At 50.1% G+C, this 19,028-nt stretch carries 18 protein-coding genes and 1 other RNA gene; 6 read left to right on the forward strand and 13 right to left on the reverse strand.

Annotated features, from left to right (window positions below; all coding sequences use genetic code 11):
- The first annotated feature begins 30 nt into the window (after positions 1-30).
- The gene (locus CLV60_RS20645) at positions 31-1,062 is read left to right on the forward strand and encodes an RluA family pseudouridine synthase (protein WP_106597280.1); all 1,032 of its coding nucleotides are present in this window, start codon (positions 31-33) and stop codon (positions 1,060-1,062) included.
- 50 nt (positions 1,063-1,112) lie between these two features.
- On the forward strand, positions 1,113-1,556 hold the full coding sequence (locus CLV60_RS20650) for a GNAT family N-acetyltransferase (RefSeq protein ID WP_106597281.1): 444 nt from the start codon (positions 1,113-1,115) through the stop codon (positions 1,554-1,556).
- A gap of 52 nt (positions 1,557-1,608) precedes the next feature.
- Here CLV60_RS20650 and trmD read toward each other — a convergent pair whose 3' ends face one another.
- From trmD to fabG, 10 genes are all read right to left on the reverse strand, one after another.
- The gene (trmD, locus tag CLV60_RS20655) at positions 1,609-2,283 is read right to left on the reverse strand and encodes a tRNA (guanosine(37)-N1)-methyltransferase TrmD (protein ID WP_106597282.1); all 675 of its coding nucleotides are present in this window, start codon (positions 2,281-2,283) and stop codon (positions 1,609-1,611) included.
- Positions 2,273-2,833, reverse strand: coding sequence for a ribosome maturation factor RimM (gene rimM, locus CLV60_RS20660; protein WP_106597283.1), 561 nt, complete (start codon positions 2,831-2,833; stop codon positions 2,273-2,275). The genes trmD and rimM overlap by 11 nt, the downstream gene beginning before the upstream one ends.
- A 90-nt stretch (positions 2,834-2,923) precedes the next feature.
- A complete protein-coding gene (locus CLV60_RS20665; protein ID WP_106597284.1) occupies positions 2,924-3,484 on the reverse strand; it encodes a 30S ribosomal protein S16 in 561 nt (186 codons plus the stop codon).
- A gap of 139 nt (positions 3,485-3,623) precedes the next feature.
- Complete coding sequence (locus CLV60_RS20670; RefSeq protein ID WP_106597285.1) at positions 3,624-5,132, reverse strand: OmpA family protein; 1,509 nt, start codon at positions 5,130-5,132, stop codon at positions 3,624-3,626.
- A 63-nt stretch (positions 5,133-5,195) separates the two neighbouring features.
- Positions 5,196-5,603, reverse strand: an RNA gene (gene rnpB, locus CLV60_RS20675) — RNase P RNA component class A.
- 108 nt (positions 5,604-5,711) lie between these two features.
- Positions 5,712-7,052, reverse strand: a complete 1,341-nt coding sequence (locus tag CLV60_RS20680) for a DUF4403 family protein (protein WP_106597286.1) — start codon at positions 7,050-7,052, stop codon at positions 5,712-5,714.
- 94 nt (positions 7,053-7,146) lie between these two features.
- Positions 7,147-8,130, reverse strand: coding sequence for a Smr/MutS family protein (locus tag CLV60_RS20685; RefSeq protein ID WP_106597287.1), 984 nt, complete (start codon positions 8,128-8,130; stop codon positions 7,147-7,149).
- Between the two features lie 53 nt (positions 8,131-8,183).
- A complete protein-coding gene (locus CLV60_RS20690; RefSeq protein ID WP_106597444.1) occupies positions 8,184-9,152 on the reverse strand; it encodes a DUF2279 domain-containing protein in 969 nt (322 codons plus the stop codon).
- A gap of 22 nt (positions 9,153-9,174) precedes the next feature.
- On the reverse strand, positions 9,175-11,247 hold the full coding sequence (locus tag CLV60_RS20695) for a hypothetical protein (protein ID WP_106597288.1): 2,073 nt from the start codon (positions 11,245-11,247) through the stop codon (positions 9,175-9,177).
- 74 nt (positions 11,248-11,321) lie between these two features.
- Entirely contained in the window at positions 11,322-12,068 is a 747-nt protein-coding gene (gene fabG / locus CLV60_RS20700; RefSeq protein ID WP_106597289.1) for a 3-oxoacyl-[acyl-carrier-protein] reductase, read from the reverse strand.
- A gap of 150 nt (positions 12,069-12,218) precedes the next feature.
- Between fabG and yiaA the strand changes: the two genes are divergently transcribed.
- Both yiaA and CLV60_RS20710 read left to right on the forward strand, forming a co-directional pair.
- Positions 12,219-12,653: an inner membrane protein YiaA gene (gene yiaA / locus CLV60_RS20705; RefSeq protein WP_106597290.1), complete on the forward strand. Its 435-nt coding sequence runs from the start codon at positions 12,219-12,221 to the stop codon at positions 12,651-12,653.
- Between the two features lie 45 nt (positions 12,654-12,698).
- Positions 12,699-13,409 carry an SDR family oxidoreductase gene (locus CLV60_RS20710; protein ID WP_106597291.1) on the forward strand — a complete coding sequence of 237 codons (711 nt, stop codon included), beginning with the start codon at positions 12,699-12,701 and terminating at the stop codon, positions 13,407-13,409.
- A 186-nt stretch (positions 13,410-13,595) separates the two neighbouring features.
- Here CLV60_RS20710 and CLV60_RS20715 read toward each other — a convergent pair whose 3' ends face one another.
- The 3 genes from CLV60_RS20715 to CLV60_RS20725 are packed head-to-tail and all read right to left on the reverse strand — an operon-like array spanning position 13,596 to position 16,221.
- Entirely contained in the window at positions 13,596-14,675 is a 1,080-nt protein-coding gene (locus CLV60_RS20715) for a hypothetical protein (protein WP_106597292.1), read from the reverse strand.
- Positions 14,672-15,310 carry an ABC transporter ATP-binding protein gene (locus CLV60_RS20720; RefSeq protein WP_106597293.1) on the reverse strand — a complete coding sequence of 213 codons (639 nt, stop codon included), beginning with the start codon at positions 15,308-15,310 and terminating at the stop codon, positions 14,672-14,674. The genes CLV60_RS20715 and CLV60_RS20720 overlap by 4 nt, the downstream gene beginning before the upstream one ends.
- Before the next feature lie 20 nt (positions 15,311-15,330).
- Complete coding sequence (locus CLV60_RS20725; RefSeq protein ID WP_106597294.1) at positions 15,331-16,221, reverse strand: hypothetical protein; 891 nt, start codon at positions 16,219-16,221, stop codon at positions 15,331-15,333.
- A gap of 299 nt (positions 16,222-16,520) precedes the next feature.
- On the opposite strand from CLV60_RS20725, the gene CLV60_RS20730 reads away from it, so the two are divergent.
- Both CLV60_RS20730 and CLV60_RS20735 read left to right on the forward strand, forming a co-directional pair.
- Positions 16,521-17,561, forward strand: a complete 1,041-nt coding sequence (locus CLV60_RS20730) for an isoaspartyl peptidase/L-asparaginase family protein (RefSeq protein WP_106597295.1) — start codon at positions 16,521-16,523, stop codon at positions 17,559-17,561.
- Positions 17,562-17,602: 41 nt separating this feature from the next.
- The gene (locus CLV60_RS20735; protein WP_106597296.1) at positions 17,603-19,024 is read left to right on the forward strand and encodes an alpha-L-fucosidase; all 1,422 of its coding nucleotides are present in this window, start codon (positions 17,603-17,605) and stop codon (positions 19,022-19,024) included.
- Positions 19,025-19,028: the final 4 nt, after the last annotated feature.

Below are 19,028 nucleotides of genomic sequence, written 5' to 3' on the forward strand. Positions count from 1 at the left end.
ATAATTTTGTTGATAGTAAATCAAAAAAGAATGTCCGTAGAACTAGTTGATAATGCCTCCGAAGAGGACGATTTATTTGAACATTACCGCATTGTCGCCGACAAAGGCCAAAGCCTCATGCGGCTCGATAAATTTCTGAATCTTCACGTAGCCAACGCTTCCAGGACAAAAATACAAAACGGTATCGAAGCAGAGGCCGTAAAGGTAAACGGGCAGCCTACGAAGGCCAGTTACAAGGTCAAACCGTTGGATGTAATCACGCTTTCACTTCCCGAGCCGCCACGTGATACCGAGATCGTTCCTGAAAACATTCCTCTGAATATTGTATACGAGGACGACGTACTGATGATCATCAATAAGCCGGCAGGGATGGTTGTTCACCCCGCCTACGGCAACTGGACGGGCACCCTGATCAACGGACTGGTATATCATTTCCAGCAACTTCCAACCGGCAGGAACGGCGAAGGCCGGCCGGGGCTTGTACACCGCATCGATAAGGATACCTCCGGCCTGCTGGTGATCGCCAAAACCGAGTTCGCGATGACTTTCCTCGCCAGCCAGTTCGCCGATCACTCGATAGAACGTACCTACCACGCATTGATATGGGGCGAACCCAAAGCTGAAAAAGGCACGGTTACGGGCCACATCGGGCGCAGCGCGCGCGACCGGCGCGTAATGGACGTATACGTGGATGGCAGCCAGGGAAAACACGCGGTGACGCATTACGAGGTTATTAAACCGTTGCGTTATGTTTCGATGATCAAATGCAACCTCGAAACGGGTCGCACACACCAGATCCGCGCACATATGAAGCACATCGGCCACCCCATCTTCAACGACCCGATGTACGGCGGCGACAAGATCCTCCGCGGCGTATCGAGCGGCAGTTACAAGGCGATGGTAGAAAACGGTTTCAGCCTCATTCCCGGACAGGCGCTGCATGCCAAATCGCTGGGATTCATCCACCCTACCACACGCCAATGGATCCAATTTGACACAGATTTACCCGAAAATTTCCAGGCAATCCTCGAAAAATGGGAAAACTATGTAAACTCTCAATAGGAAATAGTATATTCTGGATTCTTAACCTTTCTAATCAATAAACCACTAACATGAATATTTCGACCAGGCAGGGAACAGCAGAAGATATACCCGCAATTTTTGAATTGGTGAAGGAGCTTGCGATCTACGAACGGGCGCTGAACCAGGTAACCAATAATGTCGACAAAATGACCCGTGATTACAACGAGAAGCTATTCGACTTTTTCGTTGCCGAAGTGGATTCAAAGATCATCGGGCTTTGTCTTTACTATTACCGTTATTCCACCTGGAAGGGAAAACGGCTTTATATGGAAGATATCATCGTCACCGAATCAATGCGTGGCAACGGGATTGGCAAAATCCTTTTCGACGCTACGGTTGTAGCCGCAAAAAATGTAGGCTGTACGGGGATGATGTGGCAGGTGCTCGACTGGAATACGTCTGCGGTTAACTTTTACCGCAAGTACGGCACCAATTTCGATAATGAATGGATCAACTGTAACCTGGATTTTTAATAGGTTACAGCAACTATAAAAGAGGCAAAGCCGGAGAGGCCGGGCCTGTTGTTTACTGCAACAGGTCCGGCCTTCTCTCTTTTGTTCTTTTGAGAGACTGCTCATAACGCCACTCTTCGATCTTCGCTTCATGGCCCGACATCAGGATTTCGGGCACTTTATGGCCTTCAAAATCAGCCGGGCGGGAATATACCGGCGGTGCCAGCAAATTGTCCTGAAATGAATCCGTTAATGCGGAAGTTTCGTCGTTGAGCACGCCGGGGATTAGTCGGATAATCGCGTCGGCAAGCACAGCCGCCGCCAGCTCACCACCCGATAACACGTAATCACCAATGCTGATTTCCTTCGTCACGAACATATCGCGCACACGCTGATCTACGCCTTTGTAATGCCCGCAGAGCATCATCAGGTTGCCTTTCAACGAAAGCTGGTTCACCATCCGCTGCTGCATTTGTTCACCGTCGGGTGTGAGGTAAATGACCTCGTCATACGCGCGCTCGCTTTGTAATGCACGGATGCACCGCGCGATCGGCTCGATTTGCAAAACCATGCCAGCCCCACCTCCGAATGCGTAATCGTCGATGGTACGATGCTTATTAGTAGAATAATCGCGGATGTCGTGAATCACCACTTCCACATGGTTGGCCTGCTGCGCTCTCTTCAATATAGAATGCGCGAAAAAGCTGTCCAGCAGACTGGGCACACAGCTCAATATATCAATCCGCATCATCCGGAGTGCTTTCTGATGAGTTATCGAGATAAACTTCCAATAGGCCTTCCGGCAAGTTCACGAACAGTGATTTGGCTTCCTTATCCGCTTTGATCACAATATCATTCGCGGTGGGGATCAGTACTTCTGAGCCCTGGTAATCCATCGCGATCAGGTCCTGGCCGTTCAGCGAATACACCTCGCGTACAATGCCCAGCTCGCCCATCGTTTCGTCCACTACTTTGAAACCTTTGATTTCATGGTAATAGAACTCGTCATCGCCAAGCTCCTGCAAGTCTTCCAGCGGCAGGTAAAGCGAACTTCCCACGAGCGCCTGAGCCTTCACAATCGTATCGACATCCTCGAACGTTACAATCGCATTGCTTTGCTTTTGCAGGTTGATATCCTCGATAAAGTAAGGTACCAATTCGCCTTTGATCTCAACATAAACCGTTTCCAGGTCTTCATAATCATCCGGATAATCCACATCCAGATAAATTACCACGTTGCCTGCGGTGCCATGAGTCCGCACGATATAGCCCAATAAATAACAGTTATCCTGTGTCATTTGCGGGATTTAATATTTTGGTTCTGTATAAAACAATATGAGTCTGTGCGGAATACCGACAGACCCATAGCGCAATGTATGTACATTAAATTATTCTGCTGACTCTTCTGCCGGAGCATCTGCTTCGGGAGCTTCTGCTGTTGCGTCAGCGGCTTCGTCAGCCACTTCCTCAGTTGCAACTTCTTCCGCAGGAGGAGTGTTTTTCTTAGCGATTGCCTCAGCACGGGCTTCGTTAATCTTTCGCTCTGCGTCCAGTTTCGCTTTCTTGTCAGCCTCTTTCTGCTGTGCCAGTGTATCGGCAGCAGTAGCTTTACGGTCTGTTTTAGAACCTTTCCACTCTTCGAAACGTGAATCTGCAACTTCTTGCGTGATAGCACCTTTCAAAACACCTACTTGCAAGTGCTTACGGAGCAATACGCCTTCGTGTTGCAAAATTGAACGAGCTGTGTCAGTTGGCTGAGCACCTTTCAGAAGCCAGTCAACTGCTTTGTCTGATTCCAAAACGATGGAAGCAGGGTTAGTACCTGGGTTGTAGATACCCAATTTTTCGATGAAGCGACCATCACGTGGTGCTCTGGCATCTGCGACTACGATATCATAGATCGCTTTCTTTTTGCGTCCCCGACGCGCTAATCTGATTTTAACTGCCATTTGTGAATTTGTTATGGTTGGGAACTCGTCCCGTAATTAAACAGGGTGCAAAGGTACGGAAAATTTTCCTGTTTTTAACGTAGGCACACAAAAAAAGGGGACAATTTCTTGCCCCCTTTTCCTATGTATTTCCCATCTACTAGCGGCGGAAACCAGCCGGGTAAGTAGAGCGGATTGTATTGTTAGGCAGGATCTTAATCTCAACACGACGGTTAGATTGAAGACCTTCCACAGTTGTGTTTTCTGCGATCGGGCGATATTCACCGTAGTATTCAGCGATGATACGGCTAGGATCTGTCAAACCTGCGCGAACCAGGAAGCGTTTCGCTGCATCCACACGACGACGCGACAGGGACACGTTGTAGCTATCTGAGGCACGTGCATCCGTGTGACCTACGAGTACGATGCGGCAGTTGGTGCGCATGTTCAGGAGCTCAACCACTTTGCTGAGTGTTTCTTTCGAAGCATTGCGGATAATCGCTTTGTCGGTATCGAATTCGATGTTGCTGAACAACGCTTCGCATTCGTCTTTCGGCAGGTTATTTTTGATAGCGTCGCGGATGATTTTGTCGATATCCAACGCTACGCCACCACCTGATACGATGCTACCAGCAGGCGTATTTGCTTCTTTGTCGAACAGATCGGCTACGCCGTCACCATCGGAGTCGGTATAAAGACGTGGATCAACCGGCTTAGGCATGTTAGCTTTCGCGATTGAATCCGCATCGTTCATGGTCGGGTTGTAAGGTACCGGAATCAGCTGCTGAGGGTTAGCCCAACGCAGGTGGTAACGTCCGGCAGCCGGATCATATTTACCGTCTTTCGCTCTCACTGCATTCTTACCCAATTTGTAAGTAAGCGCGAGTGACAGCATACCGTAAGCATCGTTTCTCGAGTCACCTTTTGCAAAGGTCCAGATACCCTGTTGGCTTACGTAGTCGCTAAGCCCACCAACTGTTGCGTCCAGTTTCTCTGTATTGACGAAGTTATGCGTGTAATCAAGTCCAAGATCGAACCGTGAGCTCAGTTCATAGTGAACAGTAAAGCCAACAGGTACAACCCATTCCCTTGTATACGTGGATCCGTTACGTTCCCATTTACCCGCTGTTTTGGAGCTGGCGTCAGTATTGGTCGAGAAATCACCTGAAATCCCCTTGGTAACGTTGGTGTAATCTACATCCGTGTGGTAGTAGATAATACCACCCCCAAGGTGTGCATCTACTTTCCAGCGGCGAAGCTTATTGTAGCCGAGCAGCAAACGATTCACGTTCAATGTTCCGTCCAAAGTCAGCTGAACAAACGAAGGGCTGTTGAAAGTGGCGCTGTAAGTATCACCGCTCAATGAGCTGTAATGATTGTCTTTGGCTCCCTGAAGACGACCGTTGTAGCCGGTCAGCTGGATACCGAACAGAGGAGTGAGCTGCTTGTTCAATGAAAGCCCCCATGCACCTGTCAATTCTTCCCGGTCTCCACGCTTGAAGCCATTGTACTGGGTCAAATCTCCGAAGAATTTTGTAATACCTCCGTAACCAGTGATTGACCAAGTGTTCATTTTATTCGGTCCTTCATAGGTGCGGTTTTGAGCTTTCGTATTGTAGCTCAGGAGGGTAGAACAAAGTAAAGCAACGTAAAGATTCTTTTTCTTCATGGGAAACACGCGTTATGTGATTCAATTCAAATATAGCATTATACATTAACTCAAAATTCAGAAAAAAGGCCAAAGCCTGTAAGCCGGATTCTGTAACTTCGACCGGTTGCCCGATCTCCGCTCCTGCCATTTATCCAGGATTCCGGTCACCCGGAACCTCTAACGATCTACCCGTGCCGGCGCCCCGAAGAGCAGGGACGAGCAGCCCCATTAACCAACACCTATTTGATCTTTCAGCCCGTAAGGTTTACCATGCATTCCCTGTTACCAGGAAACCGGTGGGCTCTTACTCCACCTTTTCACCCTTACCGAGGCATACAAAAAATATGCCAGGGCGGTATCTTTTCTGTGGCACTTGCTGTCGACACACCGTCGCCGGTACGTTGCCTTCCCGTTAGGAAGTACGGCACTCTATGCTGCCCGGACTTTCCTCCCCGGTTAAAAAACCGCAGCGGCAGGACAGCTTAGACCTTTCCTCTGACCACAAAGCTAAGAAATACTTTCTTTCGATCAGCAGTCAATATACCATAAAAAGTAAAAAATTATGGCACTTACGCTGAATATTGTACAAATTTTTGATCAGATTCCTTTCAGTCCGTCGACTTTCAAATTCACTTTCCCGGTCGCAAATACAACAGAATAAAGATGTTTCGGAGTGAGGTAAACCTTATCGGGTACAATATCGGAAAGTATTCCCTTTACAACTACACCTTCGGTGACTTTATAGTTGGCAAGCGTTTTCTGAATCGTGTTTTTAGCATCGGCAATCTGCCCTCCCACCGGAAACACCATCCGCTTCTCCATCATCCTGCTGAACTGCCCTTGCAGGAGCCAACCCGCCGTTCTGACGATTGAATTTTTCGTATCCAGGTCGTAGTCAAGGCTTTTGAGCGATAGCTGTTGTGTTGCCGGATCATAGTAAGGGATTCCCTTTAGATAAATATCGCCGCTGATACTTCCTTTCAGTCCTGCTTTGATCACCAACCGATCATTCTGCCCGTACATTTCGATAGAGGTAACTTCTACATGATATTTCCCGCCTAAAAACGAGAATTTCTCCCCTGCGAACTGTTTGGTCGCCAGTCTGGCAGCATCCTCGTACGAGACAAGACTGATCAACCCGATCTTGAAATCATCCTGAACCTTATCGACGATCTTCAAGTCGGGCAGCTTCTGCATAGGTGCCACCGCAGGCTTTACAGCCGACGTAATAGTCTGCGTATAACCTTTAATACCAATGACCGAACGGAGGATATTGTTTTTCGCAAGCAGCGGCGTCATTTCAACACCGGTAGGCCTGATCACCAGCCAGGTATCATATTCTTTCGCAAGCATCACAGGCTGGCGCGCGATATTCCAGGCCAGTTCCGCATTCTTTTTCAATTCGAGGTTCGAGGCTACCTGGTCGTCGATTGCTTCGGTGATCTTCTCGAAATTCTTATTGAGCATACGGCTCACCATTCCTTTAATGGGAATACTGATGCCCGCCACGCGGATGTTCGGCTCGCTGATCCAGTCGTAGCTGTCGACATAAGTTTCCGATTTGATCTGCCATGACGGTGTGATGCCAATTTTGGAGATCAGCCGGATGCGGATTGAAAACTCGGTATCTTTATAACCCGACATCGTTACGCCTAACGGGCTGATCTTGTACCCGGCGCTTACCCAGATTTTCAATGGAACTTCAAAAAGAAACGACGAGTCAATCGCCACGACCTTGATGGGACTGATCTTCCAGACTTTCGCTTTCAGGTTGTCGTTACCTTCATCGTCGTAACTATTGTCGTCGTAGATCAGCCCTTTAATCTGGTTGTTGATCTGCTTTTCGATTTCCGCTACCGGGATCTCGACCGGCACATTCAGTACCGACAAATGTTTCTCGTTCTGGATCTCCTTATCCGAATATTTGTATTCTTCCATAGGGGCCTTAGGGGAGGTTTTCTTAGAACCGCAGCTCCAAAAAACAACGGCTGCCAACACGATTATCAGAAAATAACCGCGCCTGACGTATACATTACTTGATTTTGACGAGGGTTGCACCGTATCCGAATTTCTCTTTTAATGCATCTTTAAAAAATTGCACATGCTGATTCTTGCCCAGCCTGCGGTGCAGCTCATTTTTCAGCGCGCCGCTGCCAGCGCCATGTATAAACGTAATTTCGTCCATTCCATTGGCAATGGCCGATTCAAGATTACTCTCGAAAACATCCAGTTGCTTTTTCAGGATCGCATCGCTGGACAGACTTTTGTGATTGTTAACCAACTTTTCAATATGCAGGTCGATCACCTGCTCCGGTCTGGGGAGGTTATTCTGCTCGGGAACCGACTGCCCCAGCATTCTAGCCTTGATTTCTCCTGCTACATCCTCCGAAATACCCGGCGCCTCGCGTTTCAGGTTTTCCTCATCCAGTTGATACACAAAACCTTCCTTCGCCAGCACAGGTACCTTGCCTTTGTTTTTGTAAAACGACTGCGCCCGGCAACGAATACGCTTGTTCAACGCAATGGGCAACTGATGATTACCCTCCCGGAAATACAATGCATGGATGTCGAACACCGGCCATGACTCAAAATCCTTCATCTCCACCTCCGTCAGCTTTTGCGAGGTACGCGGTTGCAGCACGCCGGCAGCCAATCCTTTACTCACCGATTCGGAAGCGGCTACTGCGGTGAACGGCAGTACCCAGTCGGTATTATTGATGACGTGCACCGTTAACGTGCGGTCATTCACAGAAATGAATGCCAGGTAAATGCCTTTTTCGGCAAAAGGTGCATTGCGTGGGACAATCACATCCGCACGGGCTGCCGCCACTTTCGCTTCTTCCGGTTTCACCATTCGCTGCGATTCCACAGGCGAAATCGTCACGATCTCATTTCTCAGGACCGGGATCCGAAACCCGTCTTCAATCTCAATTTCAACCACATTACCAGGCAGAAAAGCGTAAATAACGCCTTCTTCCCTACCGTGGACCAATCGTACTTTATCTCCGATATTCATAGTTAATGATGCTTTCCGATCATTTGAACCGGTTTCTGGTTCAAACAATACTTTTAAAAATAAAATGGTTTGAAATCCACCCCTTTTTTGCTGATCTGCAATGCCGGAGCGGGAATCTTAATAGAGTTCGCCAGGAAACCCAGCGTCTTAACAAACTTGCTCCTCGTTTTGATCTTCGTAAGATCGATATCCAGCGACAAATAGTACTGCCGGTAGGGCCGATAGCCCATTTCGATGCTTTTGTCGGTCTCCGCCGAAACCATGTTCTGAATGCCATAACCCACTGAAAAACAAAGCCAGGCGGGCCAGTTGGAGCCTTTAAAAAATGACTTCGGGCTTGCCGAGAACCAATATGTCTGCCCATTGTAGTCTTTCAGCCAACGCTCCGACCAGCTGCTGCCGAGCAGTTCAGGCCGCACGTGCGCTAATGAAGTGTAATGGAAGGAAAACTTGGGTTGTATACGCACCTCGTCCCATAATGCGACCTGCCCGAGATACAGCACTGAGCCCGTCAGGTTCGCGATCATATCGCCGGGAGAAAAACCATAGTCCGGCGAAAAGCCGTCCAGGATTTCAATCGGAGTCTGAAAAATCACCCCGGAAATGGCCCCGTAAACAAGCATTTGTCTTTTTGAAATACCGGTCTTTTTGTACAATGCCGCCGTGTGTCGGGCTATCTGGTACGATGTGTAAAGGTGCCCCATTTTGTCCATTTGTAACCACTCGCGGCTGTCGTCCTCGATGGTAAACTTCGTCAACGGGTTTTTGTACCACGATTTGCTGAGGCCATAAAGCGTTCCCAGATAGATAGCCGACTGGGCTGCAAAAATGCCGCGGAGCAGTTTATAATTAGGTCGTACTTCGGGTACGGAGTCACGGGCAAGGGTGTCTCCGAAAAGCGTTCCCCGGACAAGCGTGTCGCGAACGGATGCATCGGAGGACGACTCAGGTACCTGCGCGTACGCGGGAGACAGCGTTAATGCCAGCAGGCAAATTAGTAAGCAATGAAGAGTAAAACGCATTCGATCATATCGGGGGCAGGACTTAATAACCGCCATGGTATTTTCTCAACCCCCATTCCGCTCCCAACAGCACTACAAGCAGGAAGAACAGCCATTTCAGGTAAATCAGCTCAACCATATCTTCGGTACTGTCCAGCCTGTCGGCGGGGCGGTCAGTTTTAAGTTTTTGAATAAATTGTTGCAGCGAAGCAGGCATCATGAATGTGCCGCCCGACCGCCGTGCCAGGTCCCGGAGCATGCCGAAATCCGCTGTCGTATTGCTCAATTCAAGATCTGCGTTGCGGATCACAAACTGACCTGATACATTTTCCTGTTTTCCTTTCAAAGTAGTGGAAGCCGCGTACCGGTAAACGCCATCGGCCAGCCCGCTGACGTTGAACCGCGGTGTCTCCTTAGCGTGCGTGTACGTGAATTGCTTGCTCTTGCCCTTTTCATCCACCAGTTCCAGCTTCACTTCCTGACCGAAGATCGGCTCGTAAATGTCATTGTAAACCTCCGTCTGAAAAGCAACCTGCTCTCCGGCCTCAAACTCGTTGCTGATCGGGTATACGCGGAATTTCCGACGGTCTTCCTTCACCGAAAGCACCTGTATCAGCTTTTGAAAGAGGTTATCCACCACTTCCTGCTTGCTGGTTTGGGCAAATTCTTCCTGCCGCCATTGCCAGATCCCCTCTCCTGCCAGCACGGCCGTTTTCTGGTCACCATTCGTATTCAGAACCAGGAGCGGCTTGTTGGTATTGAGCGTTCCTACTTTCTGGTACAATATGGTTTCGGTACCCGACGAAATATTGTATTCGCCAAATGGTACGGAAAGCGGCGGAAGGCGTTCCAGTAATTTCAGGCTCTCGGCATCGAGGTTCAGCTGCGAGAATGATGGGTTAAACCGCGCCGTAACCTTGTCGATCTGATTGTTTGCAGAAGCATTGATAAACAACGACCGGTTCAGTGAACTAGCCAGCGGCACCGCCGATTGATTTCCCAGGATGAAAAACAACGGCATTTTGGCATCCAGGTATTTACGGACCTGTCCGTTACCTAACCCCAGCACATTCGGGATCTGGTGCAGGATTACGAGGTCATAAGGCTTCGTACTGGCCGGCGGATTGTTAGCAATGGATAGAATATTGATATCCAGCTCGTAATTATCATTCGCCTCGATCACACTCCGGATACTCTTGATATCGGGATGCGGCGCGAGGGCCATGAGCAAGATCTTTTGCCGGCCGTCGATAATGTCGATGTAAACATCCTTCCTATTGTTCCTGCCCGACGTCTCACCCGAAACTGCTCCCAACTCGATGGTATAATGCTGAACGCCCTTTTGTGCGGAAGATGTTTTGAAATCAAATGCCTTGAAATAATCCGCACGGTCGATCACTACCGGCTGGCTTTGGATCACGCGGCCATTTTGCTTCAAAGTCACTGTCGTACTCTTTCCCTGCAATCCGTTCGCGGCGATTTCCGCCCGTACCGGAAACTCGTTGCCCAGGTACGCGATGCGGTTGCTAACCACATCTTTCACCCGGATATCCAGCTTAGGTACCGAGTCGCCCACAGCCAGCGTATTGACCCTGAACGGATAACGGTTATAGGTCGGCGATACGCCCTGGTTCACGATCCCATCCGAAAGCAGCACCACATCGGTCAGGTTACGGCCTTCGAAGTTGGTACGGACCGTTTGCAGCAGTCCCGCCAGGTCGGTTTTGTTTTGGTTAAATGCAAGGGAATCCGCGTTGTTCTGCGTACCATCCAGCGACTCGATACTTACTTCAAAGCCTGAATCGTTCAGGTCACGCGCCACGGCCTTTACCTGCTCCATCGCAGCCTGGCCGTATTTACCAACAGATTCGGAGTTGTCGATCGCGAAAACGATCTTGGCCTTGTCGACCGAAGTTTGGGTACGCCGCACGAGCGGGCTCAGCAGCAGGAAGCAAATCAATGCCACCACAATGCCACGCACAGCTGCCAACGCATAATTCAGTCTCTTACCCCAGGCCGGTTGCGGCTGATACAGCAGCCAGGCATAGGCCAGGCCCGCAAGTACGCAGAAAATAATGAACCAGTAAGGGGTTTGGAATATGAGCTCTGACCGCATGTGTTGGGATTCAATAGCTGGCGACGTTACAATATACAACGAAACCGCCAGCTATCTACTAACGAAGAAAGTCTCTATGTTAACATACCACCGTCGACCTGGATTACCTGGCCGGTGATATAGCGCGACATATCCGAAGCAAGGAACACGCAGGCGTCAGCAACATCTTCCGGCTGGCCTCCGCGTTTCATCGGGATCGACTGTTTCCAGTCTTCCACCGCTTTCGCATCTACCGCGTCGGTCATTTCAGTTTCGATGAACCCCGGCGCAACTGCGTTGGAGCGGATATTTCTGGAACCCAATTCCAATGCGATCGATTTCGTGAAGCCGATGATTCCAGCCTTCGAAGCAGCGTAGTTCGACTGCCCCGCATTGCCGCGTATACCGACTACCGATGTGATATTGATGATCGACCCGCTTTTGGCACGGATCATGGATTTCGTAGCGGCTTTGGTCAGGTTAAAAACCGATTTCAGGTTAATATTCACCACCGTGTCCCATTGCTCTTCGCTCATACGCATGAGGAGCCCGTCGCGGGTAACACCTGCATTGTTAATGAGCACGTCGAGCTTACCGAAATCGGCAATGACGTCGGTAACGAGCTGGTCTGCGGCCTGGAAATCGGATGCATCCGAGCGGTAGCCTTTCGCTTTCACACCGAACGCTTCCAGTTCTTTCGCCAAAGCTTCGCCTTTTTCGACGCTGGACAGATATGTAAATGCGACATCAGCACCTTCCTGAGCCAGGCGCAGCGCGATCGAACGTCCGATACCCCGCGAAGCCCCTGTTACCAATGCAACTTTATTTGCTACTAACTTCATAAATAGGATTAGAATCTGTCAAAATGTATACTGCCGGCAAAAATAGGATATTGGGCAGAGACCGGCAAATAAACGACCTATGGTACTTTATTACAAAATGATGTAATATTCAGGCAAAAAACCTTCTCCAACAATTTAACTTACACTAACATGAACACTACAAATGTCCAGAAAACATCAGGAGCCTTCATTGCCGCATCGTGGATCGCATTGGGCGTGGGAATGGCCGGCTTCATCATCGGCCTCTGGCGGTCGGAAATGCTGCTGAGTGAAAAGGGATATTATTTTACGGTATTAATGTACGGGCTTTTTGCGGCCGTATCGGTTCAGAAGAGCGTTCGCGACCGTCTGGAAGGCGTTCCGGTAACGGGCATTTACTATGGTATCGCCTGGTTTTCCACGATCCTCGCCATCGTGCTGCTGGTAGTCGGCCTCTGGAATGCGACCCTATTACCGAGCGAAAAAGGCTTCTACGCATTCGCCTTCCTTTTGGGCATCTTCGGCGCCATTGCGGTTCAGAAAAACACCCGGGACAATGCTATTTTCGAAACCGGCAGCTCATTTTCCAAACCTTCTGATCATTGATGCTGTTAAGCCGTTACGTATAATTTTTGAAACTAAACTCAGGTAATGGCAGAAATAACAAAAACAGCCCTGATCACAGGCGGTTCAAAAGGAATAGGATACGGCATTGCCGAAGCGCTGATCCGCGACGGCATCCGTGTCGCGATCACAAGCCGGTCACAGCAGAATGCCGATGAAGCGGCAAATACATTGAACAAAATCCGTGAAGGCTATGCATTGGCCCTCGAATCGGATGTGCGCAGCCTGCCATCGCAGGAAAAAGCGGTACAAACCGTGCTCAGTCAATGGGGCCGGCTCGACTACTTCATCGCCAATGCGGGGGTAGGTCATTTCGCACCGATCCAGGAGCTCAGCGCCGAATTGTGGCAGGAAACCATCGATATCAACCTCACCGGCGTGTTTTTCAGTGCAAAGGCGTCTATCGCAGCACTGACAGAGTCGAAAGGGTATTTCATCAACATTGCGAGCCTCGCAGGTACCAACTTCTTTGCGAATGGTACTGCTTACAACGCCAGCAAATTCGGCCTGGTGGGCTTCTCGCAGGCGATGATGCTCGACGTGCGCAACGCGGGTGTGAAAGTGACAACCATCATGCCGGGCTCCGTCGCAACCGAGTTCAACAACCATGAACCGTCGGATAAGGATGCCTGGAAAATCCAGCCGGAAGACATCGGCCAGATCGTGTCCGACCTCATCAAAATGCCGGCACGGACGCTGCCGAGTAAAATCGAGGTACGACCCACTACACCGAAATAACCCCCGTTTTGGGAATTTTTGGTCGAGTGTGGTCAAGTGTTGTCAGGTATAGTCAGGTGTGGTCAGAGATAGTCCTATGTCCTGACTACACCTGACCATTAAATGACAACACCTGACCACAAATGACAATTCCTGACCATACTTGACCACACGTGACAATTCCTGACGACTAATGACCACACCTGACTACTTCTGACTACTTCTGCCCTTGGGCCAAGATGCATAAAGCGAAAACAGCAACCCGCCACCGGCAAGCAGCAGGAGCGGTATTTTGTATAAAATCAATAAAGTAAGGCTGACAAACCCAAACAGGAAGACCTGCATGGCATTCTCCGGCAACCCCGAACGTTTGTAAAAGTATAGGTGAGAGACTATGAGGATTGTTAAGCCCAGCAAGTACAACTGTGCCACTTCCGCAAAGCCCAGGGCGCCACTACGAAGTACCACCACCGTTTCGGGGACGATCAGCAGCAAATGCGCCGTAACCACCCTGCTCCAGCGTTTCCAGGCCGGAACCGGCAACGACCTGCCCCAAAGCCAGATTTCAGCTTCCCATTGATACAATTCCAGTGATAAACCGAGATTGAGCAGGTAAGCCAGCGACATGCCCACAGCCGGCATTCGAATGTCATATTCACCGGTACTATAATAAAGCACCGTCCCGGCTGCCACCAGCATTGCCCCCAGTTTCCCGACCAATAACGTAATCCCGCGCTCCCGCACGAGCCATTCCATCGACCAATACAGCCACGAGGCGGGTCTGGCGAACGGCCATTTGATCACGCTCTCGCCTTTAACAGGGACATATAAAACCGGCTTCCTTATGCGCCATTCAGCGGCCAAGGCCAGTATTAGCATTAATACAATGTAAAAAGGAATAACCGGCCAGAGCCTGGCCAGCAGCTTGTCCTGAATGGCTATAATAAGAAGGTAAACGCCGTAATAAAGAATAGGTTGCAGAAAACTCAACGCCTGGGCGGCAAACCTTCTCACCCGTACGGGCGCGGGCCAGGTGCGGGCGTGATAGATGAATGTATATTCCGGGAGCTTCCAGGTATTGATCAAAAATTGAACACACAACAGGCTATATACGAGCCAGATCACGAAAAGAGCAAGCATGCCATATGCGCCTGTCAGGAAAAATACCGCGAACGCGTGGTGCTCATTCGCGCTCAGAAACCCGAAAAGCATACCGAGCAAAACCAGGAATGCTCCGGCCCGCTGCCTGAAAAACGCCGAAACCGTGGAGAGCAACAGCATTTTCATAGCGCATCGGTAGCGATGAGGCTCTTGTTTTTCAACCGGAAGCTTTGCGACACGTGCAGTCCTTCCTGCTCGAACAGCTGGTGCGACGACAGCAGGAATGTGACCCCGTTACGGTGGTATTCCTTGATCAACTCGAAAAGCACTTCCCGCGCTTCGCGGTCAATCGTAATGAGCGGCTCATCGAGAATAATGATTGAAGGATCGCCTAAAAATGCCAGCAGCAGGGACACTTTCTTCACCATTCCGCTCGAACAGCTGCCGAACGGATTTTGAAGGTAGTTGATCCCGAATGATTCGACGAGCTTGTCGCTCTGCCCCGGCGATGCCCGCTGCGCTTCGGCGACGAAGGCAATGAGGTCGGCGGGAGTTAAAAAGGAAGGGTAAAGCGGTTCGGCCTCTCCGAGGTTTAGCCGGAGGCGGTATTCCACAGGATGTTTTTTCAGGTCATACTGGCCGTCAAGCCTCACGGTCCCTTCAAATGGCAGCATCCCTGCCAGTGTTCGGAACAGCGTCGATTTTCCTGCACCGTTTTCTCCCTGTATCCAGTAAATACCCTTTTCAATTGCAAAAGACGGGATAGACAAGATTTCCCGTTCGCCATACCGCTGCGTTAGCTGACTGATTTCCAATACCATATCGCGGAATGGCCGTTATGTTAGGGAACAACATTAAACTCGTCTTTCAGCACCTGCAACGCTACCGACTCTTCGTGACGATACAGGTCCTTGTTGAAAAGCGCATTATGGCCGGCATTCTGCAAGCTGATCCAGCTATGGGTTGCGTAAGGATCGTAATTGAAGTGTTTGAAACGATGGCCTGCATTATTCATATCAGCAAACCACTTGACACCGACGTCCAGGCGGTCGTAAGCCCCAAATGCGGCTCCTTTGCCAACGGGCATCGTATCCTTCCTCGTCTTTTCAAGATCGATCATCGCCACATATTCATTTAACCGGCATTCGGGCAGCGGCCAGGGCGCAGCGCGATCGACCACGAGTTTGTACTCGCCTGTACGGGCCTGCGGGTACGTGGCAGCGAGCTGCATCAGTTCCTCGTAGTCCGGTTTATATTCCGTATACTTGTCAGAATCGCAAAGGCCCGCTTCTCTCGCAGGGCATACCCAGCATTGCCCGATACTCCCGATACCCGAAGCATCGCCAATGTCACTGAGATACTCTCCTACCAGGTCGCTTTTGAAATACACGTCATTATGAATCACAAGCAGGTATTTCTGGTCCGACTTCTCCCACGCATACTGGTAGCGCACCGCGTGGCGGTACCGCTTGAAATTCAGCAGAAAATCGAATTTCACGTTTTTGGTCCAAAGCCAGACATTGGGCTTATAGTAGACGATCTTATCACCGAAATGATCAAAAATGAATTTGAAATTCGGCGGCTCCGGCTGCTTGGCTTCTTCTACGAAATAGATTTTGTTAATCCATTGATGCGAATGCTTCATGAGCGTCAGAAGTGTAACAGCCGTTTGGTACGGCTTACCGTAGGCGTTGATCGCCACATCTACACATGCCTTTGGAGAGTTCATCATCGTGTATGCGTTTCTTTTTTCTTAACAAGTAGCCAAAGGTTGCCATTAAATCAGAAACCACCTGTTTTTCGTTTGAAAAAATTAGTAAGTGTAACAAACCCGGTTTACCGGTCGCTTCCCAAGCGTCTCCCCACAAATATTTCAAAATAAGACACTTCGACCAACAGATCATGCGAAATTTCATATTTTCATTGATCACAAATTTCGTGGGATGTATATTTGAAAAAATTTTAATTAATCACGGGATTCATTTTTAAAATTTTACAAAACTACTCTTGCCATCCATAAACCCGGACATCATGAACACCAACCGCCGTTCCTTCCTCCGCCTGTCGGCATTCGCTTTGCCCTTCACGCGCGTCAATCAATTGTTTGCGAAATCACCGAAGGCTGGCGCTCCGGCGGCCGGGCCTGTTGTGATCTCTACCTGGGATAGCGGGCAAATTTCAAATGCAGCCGCGTGGCCGGTGCTGGAAAAAGGAGGCCGTGCGCTTGATGCCGTGGAGCAAGCCGCCATCGCCATTGAAAACGATATCAATTGCTGCGTAGGTCTCGGCGGTAACCCCGACCGCGACGGGCATGTAACGCTCGACGCGTGTATTATGGATGAAAAATCGAACTGCGGCGCGGTAGCATTCCTCGAAAGAATTAAACACCCGGTATCCGTGGCCCGCAAGCTGATGGAAACAACCCCGCACGTGTTTTTGGTAGGCGCCGGTGCGCAGCAGTTTGCATTAGCGAACGGCTTCAAACTGGAATCCGGAAAACTTTCGCCGGACGCTGAAAAGGAGTACAAAAAATGGCTCAAAAAGGCTGAATACAAGCCCGTTATCAATATAGAACATAAACAATCGAAAGGCCACGGCCCATTCGCCCCCACGCGACTGGACAACGGCGATTTCAACCACGATACCATGGGTACCCTCGCTCTGGACGCACAAGGTAACCTCTCCGGTATGTGCACCACCAGCGGTATGGGCTTCAAAATGCGCGGCCGTGTGGGCGACTCCCCTGTTATCGGTGCAGGGCTTTTTGTTGACAATGAAATCGGCGCGGCTACGTCGTCCGGACAAGGCGAGGAAGTGATCCGCGTTGCCGGTACCCATTTGGTCGTCGAGTTCATGCGCAATGGCTCATCACCCGAAGAAGCATGCAAAAAGGCAGTGGAAAGAATCGTGAAACGTGACCCCGAGCGTGCCAAAACTTTCCAGGTAGGCTTTCTGGCCATCAATAAGCAGGGCGAGGTCGGTGCCTATTCCGTTCAGCCCGGATTTGCCTATACCATCACCACCGGCGACGGAAAGGGCAAAGTCATTGCGTCCAAAAGCTACCTCTCGTAAACCCTCAGATAGAAGTATTTACCAAACACTTAACCATTACAATGAACCTTAAATCGACAGCGGCGCTCCTGGCAGGGCTGCTATTGGCTTCCGGATCGTATGCGCAGCAGCATTCGGAGCAAAATCACTCCAAATACGTTGCACCTACCGACCCGCTCGTGCAGCAGAAGCTTTCCAAATGGCAGGATATCAAGTTCGGACTGCTCATGCACTGGGGAACATACAGCCAATGGGGCATTGTAGAATCGTGGTCGCTGTGCCCGGAAGACGAAGGCTGGTGCGAGCGCCGCGGGCCGCATTCACACGATTGGTTCGAATATAAAAAGGCTTACGAGGACATCGCTAAAACTTTCAACCCGGTCAAATTCAACCCCGACCGCTGGGCCAAGGCGGCCAAAGGTGCCGGTATGAAATATGTGGTGTTCACCACCAAGCACCACGACGGCTTTTCGATGTTCGACTCGAAATACACCGATTACAAGATCACCAACACGCCATTCAAAACCAACCCGAAGGCGAACGTTACCAAGGAAGTACTCGCAGCATTCCGCAACGAGGGCTTCATGACGGGCACCTATTTCTCTAAGCCCGACTGGCATACCGATTCCTACTGGTGGCCTTACTTCCCGCCAAAGGACCGCAACGTTTCCTACGACCCGAAGAAACGTCCTGAAATCTGGAACAAGTTCAAGGACTTCACCTACAACCAGATCGAAGAGCTGATGTCGGACTATGGCTCGGTAGACATCCTTTGGCTCGACGGCGGCTGGGTTCGCCCGGCAAGCACCATCGATACCACCATCAGCTGGCAGAAAACGATTCCTTATGACCAGGACATCGACATGGCGCGCATCGGCAAAATGGCCCGCTCACATCAGCCCGGCCTGCTTGTGGTGGATCGCACCGTTACCGGCGAGTTCGAAAACTACGTAACACCGGAGCAATCGATCCCGGATCATTATATGTCCATTCCTTGGGAATCGTGCATGACGATGGGAGACTCCTGGTCGTACATTCCGAAAGAGAACTTCAAATCGACCCAGAAACTGGTGCATACTCTCGTTGATATCGTTGCAAAAGGCGGTAACCTGCTCCTGAATGTAGCGCCTGGTCCTGACGGCGAATGGCACGAAGAAGCCTATACGCGCCTCGAAGAAATGGGTAAATGGATGAATGTAAATGGTGTCGGTATATACGAAACCAAGCCGCTGGCTCCTTACCGCGCCGGCAAATGGGCTTACACCAAAAAAGGTACTACTACCTACGCGTTCTACCTCGCCGAAGCAGGCGAAAAGCTGCCAGCCAGCCTGAAACCGGAAGGTCTCGAAATTCCTGCGAAGGCGAAAATCACTTTTGCGGGCAATAAAAAGGCATTGAAAGTGAAGAATGGGGCGATTGAACTGCCTGTAAAGACAGTTGCAGAAGTTGGCGTGCAGCCTGCTTACTTATTTGTGATTAACTAGGATC

Origin of the sequence: Dyadobacter jiangsuensis (assembly GCF_003014695.1) — a bacterium.
Taxonomy (GTDB): domain Bacteria; phylum Bacteroidota; class Bacteroidia; order Cytophagales; family Spirosomataceae; genus Dyadobacter; species Dyadobacter jiangsuensis.